We start from the raw sequence: 19634 nt of genomic DNA, 5'->3' as shown, positions 1-19634 counted from the left end.
GCCGTTTTACTCACCCGGTCCCTTCGGCATCGGGCGCGGTCAACACCGCGCGACTTCCTTGGGATCATCGCAAGCGGAAAAGCAAAAAAATCATGGATCGAATCACTCGTCGCACCGATCGAAAAACGCCCCAAAGCGCGACCGTGTTCACGCGTACCGCTGAAGAACAGCCGCAATCCTCTCTATGGTCTCTTTGGCAGCGTCTGTCAATGTTTCAAACTTAAAAGCAATGGATTGAGCACTCGGATTGACGGGCGGCCCGTCGTTTCGATCCCTGCGAAACGCTGAGGTCGCTTCCAATTCTTGTTTGAGCCCATCGGGAAGCAACGCTCGTTCAAACCGCCAACTAACCATACTTGGTTCTTTCACTGTGTAATCGTTCGATCCTTCATATTGGATCGCTCCAATCCGCCTCTTCCCGTTTTCAACAGTCGGATCTTTCAACCATAACTGTACGGTTTGCTTGGCATAGCCACCACATAAATACAAGCCTGCCTCCATCGATTTCGCGGCAATGAAATGAAAAACGGGGGTAATGGCAAATCGGTACTCGAGCACGTTCACCTTTTCTCCCTCCCTTTCTTCCGACGCTATTGCCCGACCATCCATTACAACTATTCACCCCTCGTGATTCTTCTTATGCATTGATGCATAAGAGCACATTCTTTCACCTAACCGGCGACCATATCATTCATCGCCTCTATCATCCTTATTTCTCCATTCTTCACCATATCCCTTCTTTTTCACACCTATTTCGTGCTCTCATGACAAAAATCGGGAAGCTAACAAACTTTTTTCTTTGCCGTAGGCCCTGCACTTTTCGTTGCAGAACTCTGACCGCTGGGATGATTATGGGCGACAATGATGAAAGCAGAGTTTGACAGAATAGCAGCCTTCATCACCTCCCTCGGATGCACGATACTAGCGTTCAGGCTCCCGACATGGCAAACGTTGATGGCAGTCGGCTGGTTTTTCGTGTCAAGGCAGACAACTACAAACTTCTCACGGTCTGCTTCCACAAGAAACGGATTCAGCAGCTTGTACGCATCTTCCGGAGATTTGATTTGCCGCTCCTTGTAGAGAACACTAGATTCCCGAACGAGCTTCAGGCTTACAATATTGATGCGCTTCGCTGGCTGCTTGATGAACACCTCTCTTTCTAGCAACTCTAGCTGCTGGTGGTTGTTGGTTTGATACTTGCTCATCCTTTTCCCTCCTAAAATAGAAATAGCCTCAATTCCCCGAAAGGAATTGAGGCTTGATGATAGGTTCAAAATCATAATATATATTTGAAATCAAGCTTGATACAGATTTGGGCGTAACTATTCAGCCACATCATAAAGTGAGCTGAATATTTTCTTCTTTCCTTGTCTATGATGTGAATATTGATAGACAAGGAGGTGAATCGCATGTTGATGGTACAACAAGCTGTATTTACAGTTGAGAGCTTAATCGGCAAAGTTCAACAACAAAAACAGCTCATTCATCAACTCATTCAAGAAAATGAACATTTGCGTCACGAAAACAAACAACTACGCAAAGAAAATGAACAACTGAAGTACCGTGTTCAAGAGCTGGAAGCACGCACGAAAAAAAACAGCTCCAATAGCCATTTGCCCCCATCTTCTGACCGTTTTGAGAAAAAGCGTTCCTCCCGCGAGCCGTCTGGCAAAAAGCCTGGTGGGCAAGAGGGACATGAGGGGAAGACGCTCCGTCAAGTGGAACATCCACATCATCGTGTCGTCCACCGTGTGCATACGTGTCAAGGATGTGGAGCTTCTTTGCGTGAAGTCAAACCGTTCAAAGTCGATATCCGTCAAGTGTTTGATGTCCCTCCTGTGGCGATCGAGGTGACACAACATGAACGTGAAGTGAAATCGTGTCCACATTGTCGATGCGTGCAACAAGCCGAATTCCCATCCCATGTCACGAATCATGTGCAATACGGTCCACGGCTCACGGCGCTCGTTGTTTATTTACATCATATCCAATTGATCCCGTACAAGCGTTTAAGTGATACAATCGAAGCGTTATATCAACACTCGATTAGTACGGGAACTCTTGCCAATATGGTGAAACGAGGACGCGAATCGTTGGAATCAAATATGGACATCATCGAAGACGCCTTACTTGAATCCAACATCCTGCATGTCGATGAAACGAGTTTGCGCATCAATGGGAAACTCGCATGGGTGCATGTCGCGTGTACATCGAGATATACATACTTGGCTCCTCACGCTTCTCGTGGAAAAAAAGCGACCGATGATATCGGGATTCTTCCCCGATATGAAGGGACGATGATGCACGATGCGTTCGGTACATATCCGAAATACACACATGCCACCCATGCCCTTTGTCATGCCCACCATTTGCGTGAGTTAAAAGGATTCATCGAACAAGGGCATACGTGGGCGATGCGCATGACCACGTTTCTGTTAGCCGCCAAGCAAGCCGTCGAAGCCCATCACGGTGCACTTTCCGAAGAAGAAGCGAGACGGTGGGAACGAGTGTATGATCGCATCCTAGAAAGAGCACAACACCGATTAGAAACGATGACGCCTCTTCCGAAAAAAGCACTCGCTTTTGTTCGACGCCTTCAAAAACGAAAGGAAGAAGCGCTGCGTTTCTTACGTGAAGTACATGTTCCCTTTGATAACAACCAAGCCGAACGCGATCTTCGCATGGTCAAAGTCAAAGAGAACATTTCGGGTACGTTTCGCGAAGAAACATTCGCGCAGTCGTTTTGCATCGCAAGAAGCATCGTTTCCACACTGACGAAACACGAAAAAAACGTGTGGGATTCGTTATGTCTTCTGTTGGCAGGCGAAACGATCGATCGAGTTCTTTCCGCTACCTAGGGCATTTTCTATGACCGAAATGCCCTATTTGTGCTGGGCTTTTTTATACACTAGCACTGGGGTGAATAGTTACTCAAAAACCACGCAGGCGTTATGCCTGCGTGGTTGATGGCCGAGCGCTGGTCTGATGGACGAATGCCATGGCCAGGCCTGAGACAAGCCAAAAGATCGTGTTGAGCTGCGGGATGAAAATTAAGTTGTTCGATAGATTTTGCACCATGAAGGTGGCGCTGCCCGCGATCAAGGCGACGATAATGAGCTTGCCCAGGCGATCAGATGATGCGAAGTAAAGGCGAAGCAAGTACACATAGTAAACAACATAAATGGCGACAAAGGCGATTAAGCCAAGGAAGCCCGTTTCCGCCCCGACTTTTAAGTACGAGTTATGGACGGAATATTGGTCATGGCCGATATACAGTTCCGGATATTTCGTGACATACTCTTTGTAGCGGACTAAATAATTGCCGATGCCAACGCCGATGACCGGATTTTCTTTCATCATTGCCCAGCCCGTTTTCCAAAGGGTGACGCGGGAGACGACGGCGCGGTTTGTTGTCGCTTCGTCTTCAGTCGTTTCCTCATCAGCCTCATCACCATCTAAAAATCCCCCGCCCTCATCACCGTTGTCGCCGGCGAAATGGTCAGCCAAGCCGCCTGGCATGTGGCGGCTAATGATTTTTTCCATCGCATAGACGGCCGAATACGTGCGCGACTGTACGTCTGGCATGAAATAGACGATCGTAAGCAGCACGACAAACGAGATCAACATATGCGGGCGAATGGCATGTTTGATGAACGTTTTTGGCATAAGCAAGATCACCAGTGCCAATCCGCCGAGCATGGCGACCCAAGCGGCGCGCGTATAGGTCAAGACAAGGTTGATGACGTAAATACTGTACACGGCAAACATCAGCAACTGCGCCTTTTTATCGCGCCAATAGACGACGGCGAACAAAAGGAGCGCCGGGATGACAAGATTGAGAAACGACGCGTAATAGTTCGGGTTGACGAGCGTCGAGTCCACGCGCCCTTTGGCCTCTTTCAAGGCGTACAGCCCCGCTGTGTTAAGCGAAATGCCGAAAATGTATTGGATCACTCCGTACAAGCCGACAAACAGGGCGGAAAGGCCGAACGACTGGGCAAAGCGCACGTATTGCTCGCGGGTGAATTGGACTTTGACGACAATGAAAAACAAAACGACATACGACAAATAGCGGGCGAGCTCCATTATGGCTGGAGCGAGGCTGACCGCTTTCACTAACGAGACGATGGCGATGATGAAAAAAGCGGCGAACGCCAGCGCGATTGGCTTGAGCGGAAAATCGTTCAACTGAATGCGCCGCTGCCGATAATCGATGAGCGCCGCCAGCGTGATGAGCGGAATCATTACGACCTCGGCGGAAAGCGGCAGCGGACCGATATACGTTTTGTACGAAACGAGCGGAATGAGAAAAAGCGCCCATAAGACGGCGTAATAGGTCAACGGTTGTCTAACTCGCATCGTTTAAACTCCTTTTTTCCTAGTTGGGTGGATGGCTAAGACACGTTCGTACGTGGCCACCGTTTCTTCATATAAACGCTGCAAAGAAAAGTGGGTGGAAGCGTGCTCGTACAGCCGCTCCCCCATCGTTTTCAGCTCCTGCTTTCGGCTGCGCGCCTCGCGCATCGCTTGGGCGAGAGCTGCGCGATCGCCTACCGGAACGATCCACCCCATGTCGCTAGAGGCGATGAGTTGTCTTACCCCACCGACATCGGTGGAAATGACGGGCAAGCGTTCATTGGCCGCCTCAAGCAAGGCGAGCGGGAAACTTTCGCTATAGGAAGCCATTAAGGCCACATCCGACAGCGCGTAAATGTCCGCCACATCGCGACGAAACCCGAGAAACTGCACTTGGCGCCCGATGCCGCTTTGCGCTGCTTTTTCACGCAGTTCGGCCGCCAGCGGGCCATCGCCGACAACAAGCAGCTTCATATCGGGATCGGAAAGCGAGGCGAGGGCGTCAAAGACAAGAGCATGTCCTTTGATCGGGTGGAGGCGGGCGACCATCGTGATCACCACGTCGTCTTCCCGAAGCCCAAGATCAGCGCGCCGCAACGTATGTGGACGGGGGGCATCATCGAAGTCGATGCCGTTGTAAATCGTTTGAATCCGTTCAGCGGCGATGCCAAGCTCCACCAAGCTTTCTTTAAACCGCTCCGAGACGGCAAAAAAATAGTCTACCTTCCGAAGCGCCCATACGTTGAGGCGGGTGAACCATTTTCCTTTCCACCCTGATTTCATAAAGTCAAGGCGCGGGTCGCTATGGACGGTGGTCATCCATGGGATGGTGATGTTCCGTTTGATGAGCGCGCCGTACAAATTGGCGCGCGGCCCGTGCGTATGCAAAAGATCGAAACGTTCGTGGCGAATGAGCGCGACAAGCTTCGACAGCACGGACAAATCGTAGCGGGATGACTGGGTAAGGAGGCGCACATCGATCCCCGCCTGGCGCGCCTCCGCAGCAAGCGGCCCGTCCTGGAACACGACGAGCGTCGCGGTGCCTGGGGCAAATTTGGACAAGAGGGTGACGACATGTTTGCGCGACCCTCCTGTTTCCCCGCCGCTAATGACGTGCAACACGTTCACCGTCATCTCTCCTTAGCAGCCGGACTTGCCGGCTGTGCGTTTTTCGGTCAGTACTCTCCAGAGAAATTTCGGCAAGGCGAGTTGCCGTTTGAACCGTTTCGGGTCGGTGACGAGCCGATACAGCCATTCGAGGCCGAGCGTTCGGAACAGCTTTGGCGCCCGTTTGACATGGCCGGCAAACACGTCGAAGCTCCCGCCAACTCCTTGAAACACTTTTACGTTGAGCCGATCCATATGCGCTCGGATCCATAGCTCCTGCCTCGGGCTGCCGAGCGCGACAAACAGCATATCGGCGTTGGCCTCATTAATGGCGCGGACGACCGCTTCGTCGTCGTTCACATACCCGTTCATATAACCGGCAATGCAAAGACGAGGGTATTTCGCCTCGAGATTTTCTTTCGCTTTTTTGACGACCTCTTCTTTGGCGCCGTACAAAAAGACGCGATACCCTTTTTCCGCTGCCCGAGCGATGAGCCGCTCCATCAAGTCGATGCCCGTCACCCTTGATGCGAGGCGCCCGCCTTTTAGTTTTGAAGCGAGCACGACGCCGATGCCGTCGGGGATTTGGTATGTCGCCGCGTTAATCAGCTGTTTCAGCTCCTCATTTTTGCCCGCGGCGATCACTTTTTCCGGATTGACGGCAATAATCGTCGACTTTTGGCCGGCTGCCATCCGCTTCTCGATATCCGCCAGAATGTCGTCATATGGTAAGGTGGAGACGTACACTCCTAAGTATTGCTCTTTTTGCATCGCTGATCATACTCTCTCCGATGGATGTTCTTGAATGGCACGGACGACCGATAAATGGCCGATTTGATAAACCGTCACATCTTCATCGTCAAGACGGACGCAATGTTTCGTATCGAAAATGACCTTGGTTTTCATCGGCGCCAATTCCTCAGCCGTTAATGTTTTGAATTCGTTATGGTCAGCTAAGACAACGACAAGGTGCGCTCCATCGAGCGCTTCCTCTTTTGTAGCGAGCGGGAACGGCACTTGCGACGGCTTGACGTGCGGGTCATAAGCACGGACATCAAACCGCTCGTTCCGACATAGCTCTTCATAGATTTCAATGGCCGGACTCTCGCGCACATCGTCCGTATTGCCTTTGTATGTCAATCCGAATACGGCGATGACCGGCGCTTCGAGTTCCGCGGTCATTCGTTTGATTTGCTCGACGACAAAGTGCGGCATGGAGTTGTTAATGCGCCGCGCCGTTTGGATGAGCTGCGACTCTTCTTTCGCCTTTTCAACGATAAAATACGGATCCACCGCCAAGCAATGGCCGCCGACGCCGGGACCTGGTAGATGGATATTGACGCGCGGATGTTTATTGGCCAGTTCGATGACTTTATGGGCATTGACGCCAATGCGTTGTGCGATTTTCACGAGTTCATTCGCTAAAGCGATGTTGACATCGCGGAACGTATTTTCCATTAATTTTGCCATTTCGGCGGTCACCGCTTCCGTCTCAATCACTTCGCCTTTGACGATCGCCCGATAGACGTCGGCCGCTTGTTTCGCCGCCTCTTTCGTGACGCCGCCGACGATTCTCGTGTTTTCGACGAGCTCGATTAAAATGCGGCCAGGCAGGACGCGTTCCGGGCAATGGGCCAAATACACATCCCGCTCCGGGTCAAAGCCGTGCTCACGAATGATCGGGGCAACGACATCGTCCATCGTTCGCGGTGGAATCGTTGATTCAACGATGACGACGTTTCCTTTCCGCAAATACGGCGCCACCGATTTCGTTGCTTCAATGACGTAGTCGATGTTGGCGGTGTAATCGTCGTGAATCGGTGTCGGAACGGCGATGATGAACACATCCGCCTCTTCCGGGGCAAGCTGGGCCCGGAATTTCCCCTCTTTGACGACTCGGTTCACCAGTTCGGCTAACCCCGTTTCTTCAATATGAATATCGCCGCTGTTGATCGTCGCAACGACGGTTTCGTTCACATCCACGCCGATGACGTCAAATCCGGCGGAGGCAAATATCGCTGACGTCGGAAGTCCGATATAGCCTAGCCCGACGACACATACTTTTTTCATCGTGACAACCTCTCTTTTTGTAAACTAGACTTGCTTTGTTTTCGAGCTTTTTCGACCAATCACGTTATAGTATAACAAACCGCGATTCATTTTGCATCATTGAATCTACTATAGGCAAATGCTACAATTAAGGTTGATTTTTGTGGAACGATGTCGTTTAGAGGAGGAGTTATGCCGTTGAACATTGTCATCTCTGGCTTTTATGGATTGGGCAATACGGGGGATGAAGCCATTTTAGAGGCGATTATCGACAATCTTCGCGCCGAATTGCCAAACCCGGATATTACCGTGTTTTCCCTGTCTCCTGAGCAAACGGCGAAAGCACACGGTGTGAAAAGTGTATACCGTGGATGGCGCCACGATAATAAAGGAAAAATTCGGGCGCTGCGTGAAGCGGATTTATTAATCAGCGGCGGCGGGGGATTGCTTCAAGATACGTATCCGACCCGCTTTTTGTTCGGTCCGCTTCCTTATTATTTATTGGTTGTGTTTTTGGCCAAGCTTTGCGGGACGAAAGTCATGTTTTTCTCGCAAGGGATCGGACCGGTGAATACGACGTGGGGAAAGATTTTAATGAAAGTGTTTGCCAACATGGCTGATTTTATCACTGTCCGCGATGCGTATTCGAAACAGTTGCTTCATGAGCTGGGTGTGACAAAACCGGAAACGGTCGTTACTGCTGATATTGTCTTTGCCTTTCATCATAAGGAAGATAATGCTTGTCTTGAAAGCCTTCCGCTTCGCGGTGACGAACAGCTTGTGGCGATATCGGTTCGCCCGTGGCTTGACCAGCGCGACTATTATGGAAAAATCGCCCGTGCGCTCGATCAGTTGATCGAACTTGAGGGCATTACGCCGGTCTTCGTGCCGATGGAAGGACATCATGATGTGCGTGCGTCCGATCGAGTCGTCGAACAAATGAATCATCGATCCGCTTGCCACATTCTCGGCCCGGATTTTACGCCGAACCAATATTTGCATTTTATTAGCCGCTGCCGTTTGACGATCGGCATGCGCTTGCATTCGCTCATTTTTTCTGCCTTGGCAGGCGTCCCGCATATCGGCCTCAGTTATGACCCGAAAGTGGAGAGTTTGCTGAAGCGCTCCGGCATGTGGGATTATTCGTTCCGTCTTGAGGAGATCGACGTCGACCAGCTCGTGAACAACGCCCGTTTTATGCTCGCTGAGCGTGAAACCGTCCGTGCGATTGTTCAAAACAACGCCAAACAAATGCGGCAAGAGGCCATGGAAAACATTCGGCTGTTGAAAGAAAAATTTTTCCCGCAAGGAGAAGATCGCCGATGAATATTTTGCTAGCGACCGTCTTCGATTATCCGCATGCCGGCGGATTATCCACCCATGTAACTACATTGAAGGCCGGGCTTGAGGCGCGGGGACATCGTGTAGACGTCGTTTCGTTCAGCGACGTTCCCCGATCCATGCAAATGATGCTCGCTAAGGGACCGAGTTTTTTGCTGAACAAAGTGTCGAAAGGAACAGGCATTCTTTGGAGCCATGCTGTGAGACAGCGGCTTCTTTCCCGTCTCATCGCCGACAAAGCCGCCAGCAGGCGGTATGATGTGATCAACGCCCAGGAAGTGTTTGCGACGTTGGCCGCGCTGCCATCTGGCATCCCCACGGTGACGACGGTGCACGGCTACATGACATACGAAGCCATCAGCCGCGGAGCGGTGGTGGAAGGAAGCCGGCAGGCGCAGCACTTGTTGGAGAAAGAAATTGAGGCATACACGAAAACGCGGAAAATTATTACCGTTGACCAGCGCATTAAAGAGTATGTACGGGAAAAAGCCGGGGTGGAAGCGACCGCCATCCGCAACTTTATCGACGTTGACCGTTTCAAACCAGAGAAAGCGAATCGGCTCGCCTACCGAAAAAAACACGGGGTGCCGGAGAATGCGGCCGTCATTTTTGTACCGAGACGGTTGACGAAAAAAAACGGGGTCATTTATCCAGCGCTTGCGTTGCCGCACGTCTTGGAAAAATACCCAAACGCCATGCTCATTTATGCCGGGATGGGGGAAGCGTACGACGAGCTGAAATCGCTCATCGAACAGCGAGGACTGAGTGAAAAGGCCAAACTGCTCGGCGCCATTCCGCATGAGACGATGACCGAGTATTATGCCCTCTCGGACATTGTGCTTGTTCCAAGCGTCCACTCCGCCGGAGTGGAAGAGGCGACATCCATTTCCGCCTTAGAAGCCATGGGATCAGGATCACCGCTCATCGCCTCGGCGGTTGGGGGCTTGAAAGAGATCGTCAACCATCGGCAAGACGGCCTGCTCGTCGAGGAAAAAAATGTGGATGAACTCGCTCAAGCGATCATCGAGCTGCTCGATCATCCGGAGTTTGGGCAACAACTGGCACAAGCAGCGCGCCGGAAAATCGAAGACGAATATTCCCACTTATCAGCAGCGAAAAAGTACGAAGACATTTATCGAGCCGCGCTGGCGCCATAACACCATGGCCGTCTCTTTGTCATCAGGGGCGGCCTTTTTCGATTTTGAATGAAGGAAGTGACATGCATGCCATCATTAAAACAGACGGCGATTTGGATTACGCTGCTTGCCCTCGTTGTCAAAGTAGCCGGTTTTTTGCGGGAAAGCATCATCGCCAAGCAGTTTGGCGCCAATGAATATACGGACGGCTACTTGTTGGCGTTTTCGTTTATTACGCTCGTGCTGGCCGTCATTTCAGTCGGATTCAATAACGTCTTTCTTCCGTTGTACGTTCAGGCGAAACAAAACGATCCTAAAGCCGCAGAACGAAACGCGAACGGTATTATGAACGCCACTGTCCTCATTTTTTTGTTCGTTGCCGTTTTTGGTTATTTGCTGGCTCCTACATTCGTCCCCGCTATTTTCGGGCGAATGGCCGCGGTTACCGAATCAGTGGCGGTCCACATCACGCAAATGTTCTTTTTATTTATGGGCGCCATCGCCTTAAACGGCATTTTAGATTCATATTTGCAAGGGAGGCGCATCTTTGTTCCATCGCAAATTTCGAAGCTGCTGGCTACTTTGATGGGCGCAGTGTTTGCTCTGTTGTTTTCCGATGTGTGGGGCATTTATAGCCTCGCTTACGGATTTGTTTTTGGAATTGTGTTAGGGATTGTCCTGATGTTTGTTTATTTGTATCGGAGCGGTTATCGATGGACACCGACGCTGGCCATCGATCCCGATTTTCGGCAGACGTTTTTGCGCTTGCTCATTCCTTCGCTATTGAACGCGTTTGTCGGGCAAATGAACATGTTTATTGATAAAATCTTCGCTTCGGGCACGATTGAAGGAGCGGTCACGTATTTGAACAATGCCTCGCTGCTCGTCAGCATCCCGCATACGATTTACGGCACGACCGTCGCGGCCATTTTGTTCACATTGTTGTCCGAGCAAGTCGACAAACCGCGCCAATTTCAGCAAACGTTTTTCACTGGCATGGAACTCTCCTTCATCACGTTAATGCCGGTCGCGGCTGGGCTGTGGGTGGTTGGTGATGCCGCGATTGCGTTCGTCTATGAACGCGGCCAGTTTACGGAGACGGACACACACCGCACGTATGTCGCCCTGCTCTTTTATTTGCCGCTCATCGTCACCCAAGGGCTGCAATATATTGTCGCCAAGTCGATGTATGCGAAAGGGAAAACGGCGGTCGTACTTCGGATTAGCGTCACGACGATTGTGTTAAACATCATCCTTAACTATCTGTTCGTTCAATCGTTCGGGTATGCCGGGATTGCGTTGTCGAGCTCGCTCGTTTCTCTCTACTACGTCACTGCCTGCTCGATCGCCGTCTATAAAGAGTTTGAGCGCGGGGAAGCGAAAAAATTGCTGTCCTTGTTGATTCGCGTCGGCAGTGCAACAGCCATCATGGCGGGATTGCTCTATGGGCTGAAAGAAGCAGCCGGCATCCACCAGTGGCCCGCACTTCTTGCGCTTGCCGTGCTCGTCCCGCTTGGTGCAGCCATTTATATCGCGAGCGTATACGCCCTGTATCGGGAAGGATTTTATCGGTTGCTGCGCACAATTCGCTCAAAGCGGAAACCGAAACCGTCGGCATAATGTCCCTTTGTTCCCCGGCTTGAAACGAAGAAAGAAGCTCTCCTGACATAGGAAAAGGTGTCCCGAACGTTTCGAGACACCTTTCTTTTTACTTCACGAAGGTCAGAGGCGACAATAAATCACCGCGAATATACGCTTTTTCTGTTGGCGCGTCCGGAACGATTTGATACCAAACGTAGCCGTCAGGCTGTTTCGCTGTTGCTCCTGCCACCGTCACCGGCGTGTTCGCCTGCTTATATTCATACCAAACTGGCGGAACAACGGCTGGCTGCAGTCGAACATTGACACTTGCCGTGTTCGTCGCCATCACCGTATAGTGACCGTAGTCTTTTCCACCTAAAAATTGGTCGGCTTGATACATCCAACCCGCAATTTTTTGCCCCCAATACGGGTCAGACGCATAGCGAACGTTAAAACCAAACGATTTGTCTCCAAGCAATGCACCGTTATAGCGCCAATCGCTCGGATTCGCGTATCGCTCCGCGACAATCGTTTTCGCCATGTAATCGATGCACTCTTCAAACGAAGCAAACGAATCCGCGCTTCTCAGCGGATCGCTGTCATACGCTTTAATACCAAACAAGTTGTTCTTTGTCTTCGCCAATTCACTTAAACCCCAATTGCTTTCCAAGATCGCATGAGCCAACAAATACAGAGCGTTGACTTGATACTTTTCCTCCGCCTGTTTAAACGCCGCGCCGAGTTCTTTCAACGGGCTGGCGGAGCGATAGGCGGCGACAAACCGATTCAGCTCATCGGCGGTATAATTCGTTTTTGTCCGCAACGACAGGACGTTGAAATATTGATAAGCCGTCCCAACGAGCTGACCAGCTTCATTATAAAACGTATCGCCATCCCAACTGTAATATCTCTGCCCCGCTTGCATAAAAGACGGCGCTTTTCCGTATAGGTAGCTCACATACGTATTGCTCGTCGTGTTGTAAATGACATGAACGAGATGGCCGTTTTCTACTTTGTAATACGAGCGCCCTTGCAAAAGCGCTGCCGGCACGAGCAACACATCTTCCTGCTTCACATATCCGATGGTGTCGGCGATTTGTACGTTTACTTTTTCCTCGTCGGCTCCTAAATATTTCATTTCCGTATTTGGAGCCACATAAGTGAGTGAAGCGCTAAAATCAGCGTTATAAATGGTTGTCGTTGATTTGCCTGGAGCTGGTTGGGCAACAGCATAGCCGTTTGCCATTTTCACGATTTTCGTTCCTTGGACGATCACTTGAGAAGCCGGGTTGGTTAAGGCTGCCTCAGCTTGGGCGAACGTGGCATACCGCTTTGGCCAAACAACAAGCTCCCCTTTTTCGACCGCTCCAATTTGATAGGCCATTTCCGGCATTTGCTCGGCCCATACTTCGAGCAGGCGGTACAAAAACGCCGCCGCATGCGCCCGCGTCGCCTCTGCTTTCGGGTCGAAGCGGAACGATGTACCATCCTCATTCGGAATCCCGCGGATAATGCCGTAATAAATGTTGTTAGCAATCGCCAACCGCGATGTGGATGAAAGATGATCGAGATCAGTAAACGAAGAAAAATCCGCTCTTTGTTTCTCGATTTCCAAGTAATCGAACACACGGTCAATCATCAGTGCCATTTCTTCTCTTGTAACTTGTTTATACGTACCGAAGGCACCGTTGGAATACCCTTCAACAAGGCCAGCTGCACTTGCTTTGTAAATGCCATCGGCCAGCTTTGACGATGGCGAAACGTCAGAAAATGAAACGGTTCCTGTCGCCTTAGGCAACTGCAGCGCCCGCGCAAGGAACGTCGCAAACTGACCGCGCGTTACTGGCTCATTCGGTCGATATTGACCGTCCGGATACCCTTGAACAATCCCTTGGTTCACCATGGCCCGCATTTCCTGCTCCAACGCGATACCGGTGATATCATCAGCAAACGAAACGGAACTGTTTACAAACAACAAACTCAATACGAGAACAAGACTAGCGATTCGACGCAACCATTTCCCCTCCCCCATTTATTTTGTTTATAGATTCATAGATGGAAAGGTGTCTGTGGGACAGCGACAAAAAAACCAACGTTCCGACATAGACATAGTCATATTCTAGCAAATATTGGCGATTTATGTATTACATTATCATTACATTTTTATTACTTGTGTAATATTTTTGAAAACATATAGAAAAAATAGAGGAATTTTTTTCAATTTTATAGTAATATTTTATATGGTTCCTAATTTTTTAAAAAAGGAGAGAGGGTTTTGAAAAAACGACACCGTTCTCGAACTCTTCTATCGCTGGGAATGGCTTTTTCGCTCGCCTTGTTGGGGAGCGGCTCGCCAACTATGGCATCGGCAGCCATGACAAAACATTCAGCCGACGCCTCCCTACTACTTGACCGCCTCGGTCTTTCCGAACGGTCAGACAAATTGAAAACAGCTGCACAAAAAAAAGGGCAGCCATCCTCCGCTTTTAGTAACGATGAACTGGTCATTAAGTACCGTCATCCCCTTTCCGCTCAAGAACATCAACAAGCAGGGGGAAAACTAGTTAAACGTATTGCTTCCTTACGTTATGATGTCGTCAAACTAACAGGGAAAACGAATGTCAAAGAAGCGATGCGTCGGTATGCGGAAAACCGTCATGTTGTATCCGTCTCGCGCAGCGCCCGTTTCGTCCCGTTTTCTGCTCCCGTCAATGATCCGAAGAAGGTGAACGCGTACTATTTAACAACGTTACAAGTCGAGCGTGCTCTCTCGCTTGCTGGCCCGCATCCGGTCAAAGTGGCGGTTGTTGATACAGGGATCGATGCGAATCACCCAGAGCTGAAAGGAAAAATCATCGCCAACTACAATGTAATGAACCCGCTGCAAAAAGGAGCGGTCGATGTCCATGGCACCCACGTTGCCGGGATTATCACCGGTGAGAAAGACAACGGCATCGGTGCGCACGGCGTCTTTCCGCGCGCCCAAATCATTTCGATTGATGTGTTCAACCGTTCATTTTTTAGTTCGGACTATATTGTCGCCGAAGGGATTTTAGAAGCCATCCGCCAAAAAGCACAAGTCATTAACTTAAGTTTAGGTTCTTCTGTCCCTTCTCCGATTGTTGAGGAGGCGGTTCAAAAAGCGTTAGCGGCCAACATTACGGTTGTGGCTGCTGCCGGCAACTCAGGAACGTCTATGTATGAATATCCAGCTGCATACGAGGGGGTTATCGGGGTTGGGGCAGTCAATGTCGACCGGAAGCTGACTGACTTCTCTACTTATGGACCGTCTGTAGACGTTGTCGCACCTGGCGAAAACATTTATAGCTCTGTGTATGACGTAGATAAGCAATCCACGTTTGCCGAACTCAGCGGAACGTCAATGGCCACGCCAATGGTGACGGCCACGGTTGCGATGTTATTATCCAAAAATCCGAAACTGACTCCGTATGACATTCACTATATTTTAAACGAAACTGCCAGCGATCTGGGACGAAAAGGCTACGACTTGCAATACGGACACGGCCTTGTCAACCCGGTCGCCGCCCTATGGTTCAATCCGAAAAACGTTCCGCCGCTTCCGTCCATAGCCGAACAGGAGATTTTGAAAAAAGCGAAGCGGCTCGATATGACCCGGGCGACGACACAAACTGGGACGATTACAAAACTCGGCGAAACCCATTGGTATGCGCTCCCTGTCCAAAAGGGCGAATACGTTCAAGTGAGGGTGAATGGAACCGCAGACTACGACTATAAGTTTGACATTCTCTTTTTCCAAAACGGACAATCGTCCGCATCAACCCGTCTATCTGTGAACGATACGGTCCAAGGAAAAGAGGAAGGCTATTTGTTCACCGCACCGGAAGACGGAACGGTCGCGATTGGTGTCAAAGACGCCCTTGGCAACTACCATGAGAACGGAGCATCCAAATACACGCTGTTTGTCAGCCGGGAGACATCTGCACTTGATGATGGCAACACCGCCGAGCAGCCGTTTGTGATCCGTTCGTTGCCATACCGTTCTCTTCAAGAACACGGCCCGCTCTTCTTTACAAACGAGCAACTAGGCAACTCCTCGGACCAACCAACAGCAGAGGAGACAGACTCCGGAGATGAGCAGTCTGATGGAAATGATCAAGGGGGAAATGCGACGTCATTACCAGGGGATAGCGATTACTTTTCTTTCTCGCTTCCTGATTCAGTCCCATCGTCCGAACAAACCGTCCGTATCTCATTGACAGGAGTAGCCGGCATCGACTCTGCTTTAAACTTGTACATTGTTGAGCCGCAAATGCCTTCTCCGGAAAATGGCGAAGAGATGCCAAATCCGTCCGACGGAGCCATCTCAACGCCAGAAGCAAAACCTGCCATGAGTCCATGGCCGATCGATTCTGCCAACATGAACGGGTATGGTGAAGGAGAAGAACTGACCTTTAACGCCGTACCAGGCATGCAGTATATCATCGAAGTCACGAATAAACCTGTCCGGGATCCGTTTATGCTGTCGTTAACGAATGAACTAGGCATCGACCTAACAAGAAACTTCTCATCCCACTTGCCTTATGGGCTAACCGTTGATGCGGTAACATTGCCTGCAGATGAAGACGGATTTCCGATGACAGGCGAACAACTAGAAGAAAGTTTGAAGACTGGAACTATCGAAGAATATATGAAGAAAAAAGAGGAATGGCAGCAACGTTGGCAACAAGCCGCATCCGGCATTGTCGTGTTCGATGGTGATGATGACTGGAGCGAGGCCGTACGCAAAGCAGCCAAACCGTATGAAAGCGGCCAAACCGCGAGCGGATATTTCCAATATGGCGGGGATGAAGACTGGCTCGCCTTTACGCCGAAACAAGACGGCATTTACGAATTCCGATTTGCAGCCGATGAGCAACACGATGTGCCGCTGGCAACGCTTTTCGTCTATGACGAAAAAGAAAAAACGTTCACCTATATCGGTTCCAACGCCGGTTACGATCTTTTTACCTTCGAACCAAATGCCCGCTACCCGGTCGGTTTAAAGAAAGGAACAACGTACTATATCCAGCTCAATGAAAAAATGTATCGCCCTTCGGTAAAAGCATATGCCATGACGTCTGTCTTGCTAGCAGGAAACGTCAATGATCGATTTGAAAACAATGATGACTTTGATCATGCGACGCCAATCGGCTTAAAAGCCATTACTGGCAATTTCGCATCAGCGCAAGATATCGACACGTATTACTTTCGACCGGACAAAAACGGGCTGTACGGACTAGCCGTCACCCCGGCGTCTATTCCATCGAAATATGCGTCCTTGCCGTCAGAATTACGGATGCCGATCGATCCGATCCTCCTTATTGTGGAAGATACAAACAAAAACAAGAAGTTGGATCCGGAAGAAGAAGGACGCCTGTGGATCATCGACAATGGGCTGTCTAATGATGAAGAGCGCGGCGCGCTGAGAGCAGAGAAAACGAAAGGATATTTTATCGTCACGGCTGACTTTTACGGTAACACAACTGTGACGCCATACGTGTTCTCCTTGGCATTGGCTGATCAGCAAGACGAAGACCGCCACTCCACCGTGCGTCACAACGTGCCGTCCAAGCCGCTATCGCTTCGGACTCCGAAGCAAGGCACTTGGTATAACACCGGGTATATGAATGTGTCATCATCCCAAGGGGATGTCGACTATTACAAGTTGACCGCCCGCGAAACAGCCACATATACGATACAGTTGCGCGTTCCTTCCGATCTTGACGGGGTAGTGACGGTCTATAACGCTAACGGAAAGCTGATCGCCAAAGGGGACTATTACACCAAAGGCGATAACGAATACCTAACCATCAAATTGTCGAAAGGAAATTATTTCATTAAAGTGGAAGATGCATTTGGCAACGCAAGCGTCAGCCCATATAAATTGGTGATCCAACAGCGTTAACAGACAAGGAAAGCGAGCGGCCGTCAGCCACTTCCTGACGGACAAGAAAAGGTGTCCCAAGCAGCTGGGGCACCTTTTTCCTGTCTATGAGCATTAAGCTAGGGCGGTGGAACGATCAGCGATTTTCGAGAAGAAACGACATCAAACTAACCTCTTCGTTTTACCGGAACCGCTCGTTCGCCGCACGGGCTGTAAAAACGAAAAATTCGAGTCGCTTAACAAATTGATATGGCCGAAACGTGCCGTCCGGATACCCTTCTGTGATTCGGGCAGCAGCCAACTTGGCGATCGCCTCATGCCCGGTCACTCTTGTCGTCACATCTTTAAACATCATAGACGAACCGTCCGGCAGCGGATACGCTCGCGATAACATGATGGCTGTCTCGGCGCGCGTAATCGGCTGCTGCGGGCGGAACGTTCCATCCGGATACCCGGCGATCAGTCCGTGCTCATAGGCAGCTTGAATGTAGCCAGAGGCGAAGTCAGAAGAAGAAACATCACGAAACACTGTCGCTCGCTTGGTCCCGTCAAGATGCAGCGCCCGGCCGAGCATCACGGCGACTTCGGCGCGTGTAATCGTTTGATAAGGCTGAATCGTTCCATTGTTATAGCCGGACACAATCCCTTGGCTTGATAAGTAGACGATCTCCGGCATATACCAAGCGCTTGCTGACAAATCTTTATAATCGGGATCCGGTACGTTTACCGTGATGGGGGCCGATAACGCGGACTCCGTCCCATCATTGCGTATGGACGCAAATTCGTACTCGTATATTCCTTTAACGACATAATCCGTATACGTGGCCGCTGTTTGCAACGTTTCGAGCCGTTTCCCATTTCGGTATACACGATACCCTTTCACGGCGTTTCCTGTTGGGGTAACGGAAAAAGCAACTTCTCCTTTTTTCACTGACAACAGCTTCACTGTCAGCTCGGGCGCCTGGTTGGACACGGCCTGCACGAGCCCATAGCCGTACCACGGATCCTTCCCGGCCGCCCCCAAATCCAAGGCACGGCCTCTTAACATTTGACGCAGTTCGAGATTCGTCCGTTCCGGGTATTGTTGCTTATACAAAGCGAGCACTCCTGACACAAACGGCGCTGCCATTGACGTTCCAGACATGCGCGTATACCCGTCACGAACGCCATCACGGTCAAGAGCAACCGGCACGGTGCTGTACACATCCTCCCCAGGAGCCGCTACTTCGATCGCGGGTCCCGTCGCCGAGTATGGCAACCGAACATTTTCTTTATTCACCGCAGCGACAGCGATGGCACTATCATACTTCGCCGGATATTCGACCGTATCCCCTGCGCCGTTGGCATAGCCGTTGTTGCCAGCCGCAGCAACGACTAAAACCCCGCTTTCATATGCTTTCTGAATGGCCGCTTTCAGGGCAGGGGCATCTTCTGGAGCGGCTAAGCTTAAATTAATAATATCTATATCGTGCTCAATCGCCCATTCGATGCCTGATAAAACGGCTGATACATTTCCTTCTCCGTAGCGATCCAATACCTTCACGGCATAAATGCTTGCATCAGGCGCCACCCCGACCGTCCCGATCTCGTTGTCTTTTGCCGCGATAATTCCAGCAACGTGAGTACCATGCCCGTTATCGTCTTGATAAGAATGAGGGCAAGAGGACAACAAGCAAACGCCGCCCGCTACACGCAAATCCGGGTGACTAGGATCAACACCCGTATCCAAAATCGCGATTTTCACCCCTTTTCCTGTTACACCTTGGGGGTGCATCACGGACGCTTTCGTCTTTTCCACTCCCCAGTCAATGACTTGGCGATCAATGGCCACCGTCGTGTCTTGTTGTACGTAGTCAACCCCCGGCCAACGACGCAACAGCTCGACCGCCGTAATCGGGACCGTCGCTGCCACCGCAGGAATCACGTCAAACCGTTTGGTGACATTTCCTTGCAGCGTTGTCACCGCTTGTTCATCCACTTGTTGTTGAAAAGCGACAATGACATGGACAAACAGCGGATGAGAAGCAGCGGCCGCGCGAACCGGCACCGCCGCTGCGACGATCAACACGATACAGATGGAAAACATCCACCACTTTTTGATCATCTGAACCCTCTCCCCAACTCCCGCATCAGCCAAACGGAGCCACATGTTTCCACAG

12 protein-coding genes and 1 pseudogene are annotated in these 19634 nt (G+C 50.6%); 5 read left to right on the top strand and 8 right to left on the bottom strand.

Annotated features, from left to right (window positions below; all coding sequences use genetic code 11):
- Window positions 1-147 precede the first annotated feature (147 nt).
- Together GS3922_RS00400 and GS3922_RS00395 are read right to left on the bottom strand one after the other, a co-directional pair.
- Window positions 148-564: a hypothetical protein gene (locus tag GS3922_RS00400; protein WP_063167260.1), complete on the bottom strand. Its 417-nt coding sequence runs from the start codon at window positions 562-564 to the stop codon at window positions 148-150.
- Window positions 565-794: 230 nt separating this feature from the next.
- A pseudogene (locus tag GS3922_RS00395) lies at window positions 795-1205 on the bottom strand (JAB domain-containing protein); the annotation flags it as partial.
- 204 nt (window positions 1206-1409) lie between these two features.
- Here GS3922_RS00395 and GS3922_RS00390 point away from each other — a divergent pair.
- Complete coding sequence (locus GS3922_RS00390; protein WP_063164707.1) at window positions 1410-2858, top strand: IS66-like element ISBst12 family transposase; 1449 nt, start codon at window positions 1410-1412, stop codon at window positions 2856-2858.
- A 91-nt stretch (window positions 2859-2949) separates the two neighbouring features.
- Here GS3922_RS00390 and GS3922_RS00385 read toward each other — a convergent pair whose 3' ends face one another.
- From GS3922_RS00385 to GS3922_RS00370, 4 genes are read right to left on the bottom strand one after another with little or no spacing between them, the layout of a single operon-like run.
- Window positions 2950-4359, bottom strand: coding sequence for an O-antigen ligase family protein (locus tag GS3922_RS00385; RefSeq protein ID WP_063164706.1), 1410 nt, complete (start codon window positions 4357-4359; stop codon window positions 2950-2952).
- A 3-nt stretch (window positions 4360-4362) separates the two neighbouring features.
- On the bottom strand, window positions 4363-5484 hold the full coding sequence (locus GS3922_RS00380; RefSeq protein WP_063164705.1) for a glycosyltransferase family 4 protein: 1122 nt from the start codon (window positions 5482-5484) through the stop codon (window positions 4363-4365).
- 12 nt (window positions 5485-5496) lie between these two features.
- The gene (locus tag GS3922_RS00375) at window positions 5497-6234 is read right to left on the bottom strand and encodes a WecB/TagA/CpsF family glycosyltransferase (protein WP_063164704.1); all 738 of its coding nucleotides are present in this window, start codon (window positions 6232-6234) and stop codon (window positions 5497-5499) included.
- 6 nt (window positions 6235-6240) lie between these two features.
- On the bottom strand, window positions 6241-7533 hold the full coding sequence (locus tag GS3922_RS00370) for a nucleotide sugar dehydrogenase (RefSeq protein WP_063164703.1): 1293 nt from the start codon (window positions 7531-7533) through the stop codon (window positions 6241-6243).
- Between the two features lie 171 nt (window positions 7534-7704).
- Between GS3922_RS00370 and csaB the strand changes: the two genes are divergently transcribed.
- From csaB to murJ, 3 genes are all read left to right on the top strand, one after another.
- Window positions 7705-8838 carry a polysaccharide pyruvyl transferase CsaB gene (csaB, locus tag GS3922_RS00365; RefSeq protein WP_063857317.1) on the top strand — a complete coding sequence of 378 codons (1134 nt, stop codon included), beginning with the start codon at window positions 7705-7707 and terminating at the stop codon, window positions 8836-8838.
- Window positions 8835-10010, top strand: a complete 1176-nt coding sequence (locus tag GS3922_RS00360) for a glycosyltransferase family 4 protein (protein WP_063164702.1) — start codon at window positions 8835-8837, stop codon at window positions 10008-10010. The genes csaB and GS3922_RS00360 overlap by 4 nt, the downstream gene beginning before the upstream one ends.
- Window positions 10011-10076: 66 nt before the next feature.
- Window positions 10077-11609 (top strand): murein biosynthesis integral membrane protein MurJ, encoded by a 1533-nt coding sequence (murJ, locus tag GS3922_RS00355; protein ID WP_063164701.1) that lies wholly within the window; start codon window positions 10077-10079, stop codon window positions 11607-11609.
- 88 nt (window positions 11610-11697) lie between these two features.
- Here murJ and GS3922_RS18390 read toward each other — a convergent pair whose 3' ends face one another.
- Window positions 11698-13584: an S-layer homology domain-containing protein gene (locus GS3922_RS18390; RefSeq protein ID WP_063164700.1), complete on the bottom strand. Its 1887-nt coding sequence runs from the start codon at window positions 13582-13584 to the stop codon at window positions 11698-11700.
- 261 nt (window positions 13585-13845) lie between these two features.
- Here GS3922_RS18390 and GS3922_RS00345 point away from each other — a divergent pair, with 261 nt between their 5' ends.
- Window positions 13846-17496 carry a S8 family serine peptidase gene (locus GS3922_RS00345; RefSeq protein WP_063164699.1) on the top strand — a complete coding sequence of 1217 codons (3651 nt, stop codon included), beginning with the start codon at window positions 13846-13848 and terminating at the stop codon, window positions 17494-17496.
- 160 nt (window positions 17497-17656) lie between these two features.
- Here GS3922_RS00345 and GS3922_RS00340 read toward each other — a convergent pair whose 3' ends face one another.
- A complete protein-coding gene (locus GS3922_RS00340; protein WP_168157864.1) occupies window positions 17657-19579 on the bottom strand; it encodes a S8 family peptidase in 1923 nt (640 codons plus the stop codon).
- Window positions 19580-19634 lie beyond the last annotated feature (55 nt).

This window comes from Geobacillus subterraneus (assembly GCF_001618685.1).
GTDB classification, from domain to species: Bacteria; Bacillota; Bacilli; order Bacillales; family Anoxybacillaceae; genus Geobacillus; species Geobacillus subterraneus.
This window is presented reverse-complemented; position numbering and strand designations above follow the sequence as displayed.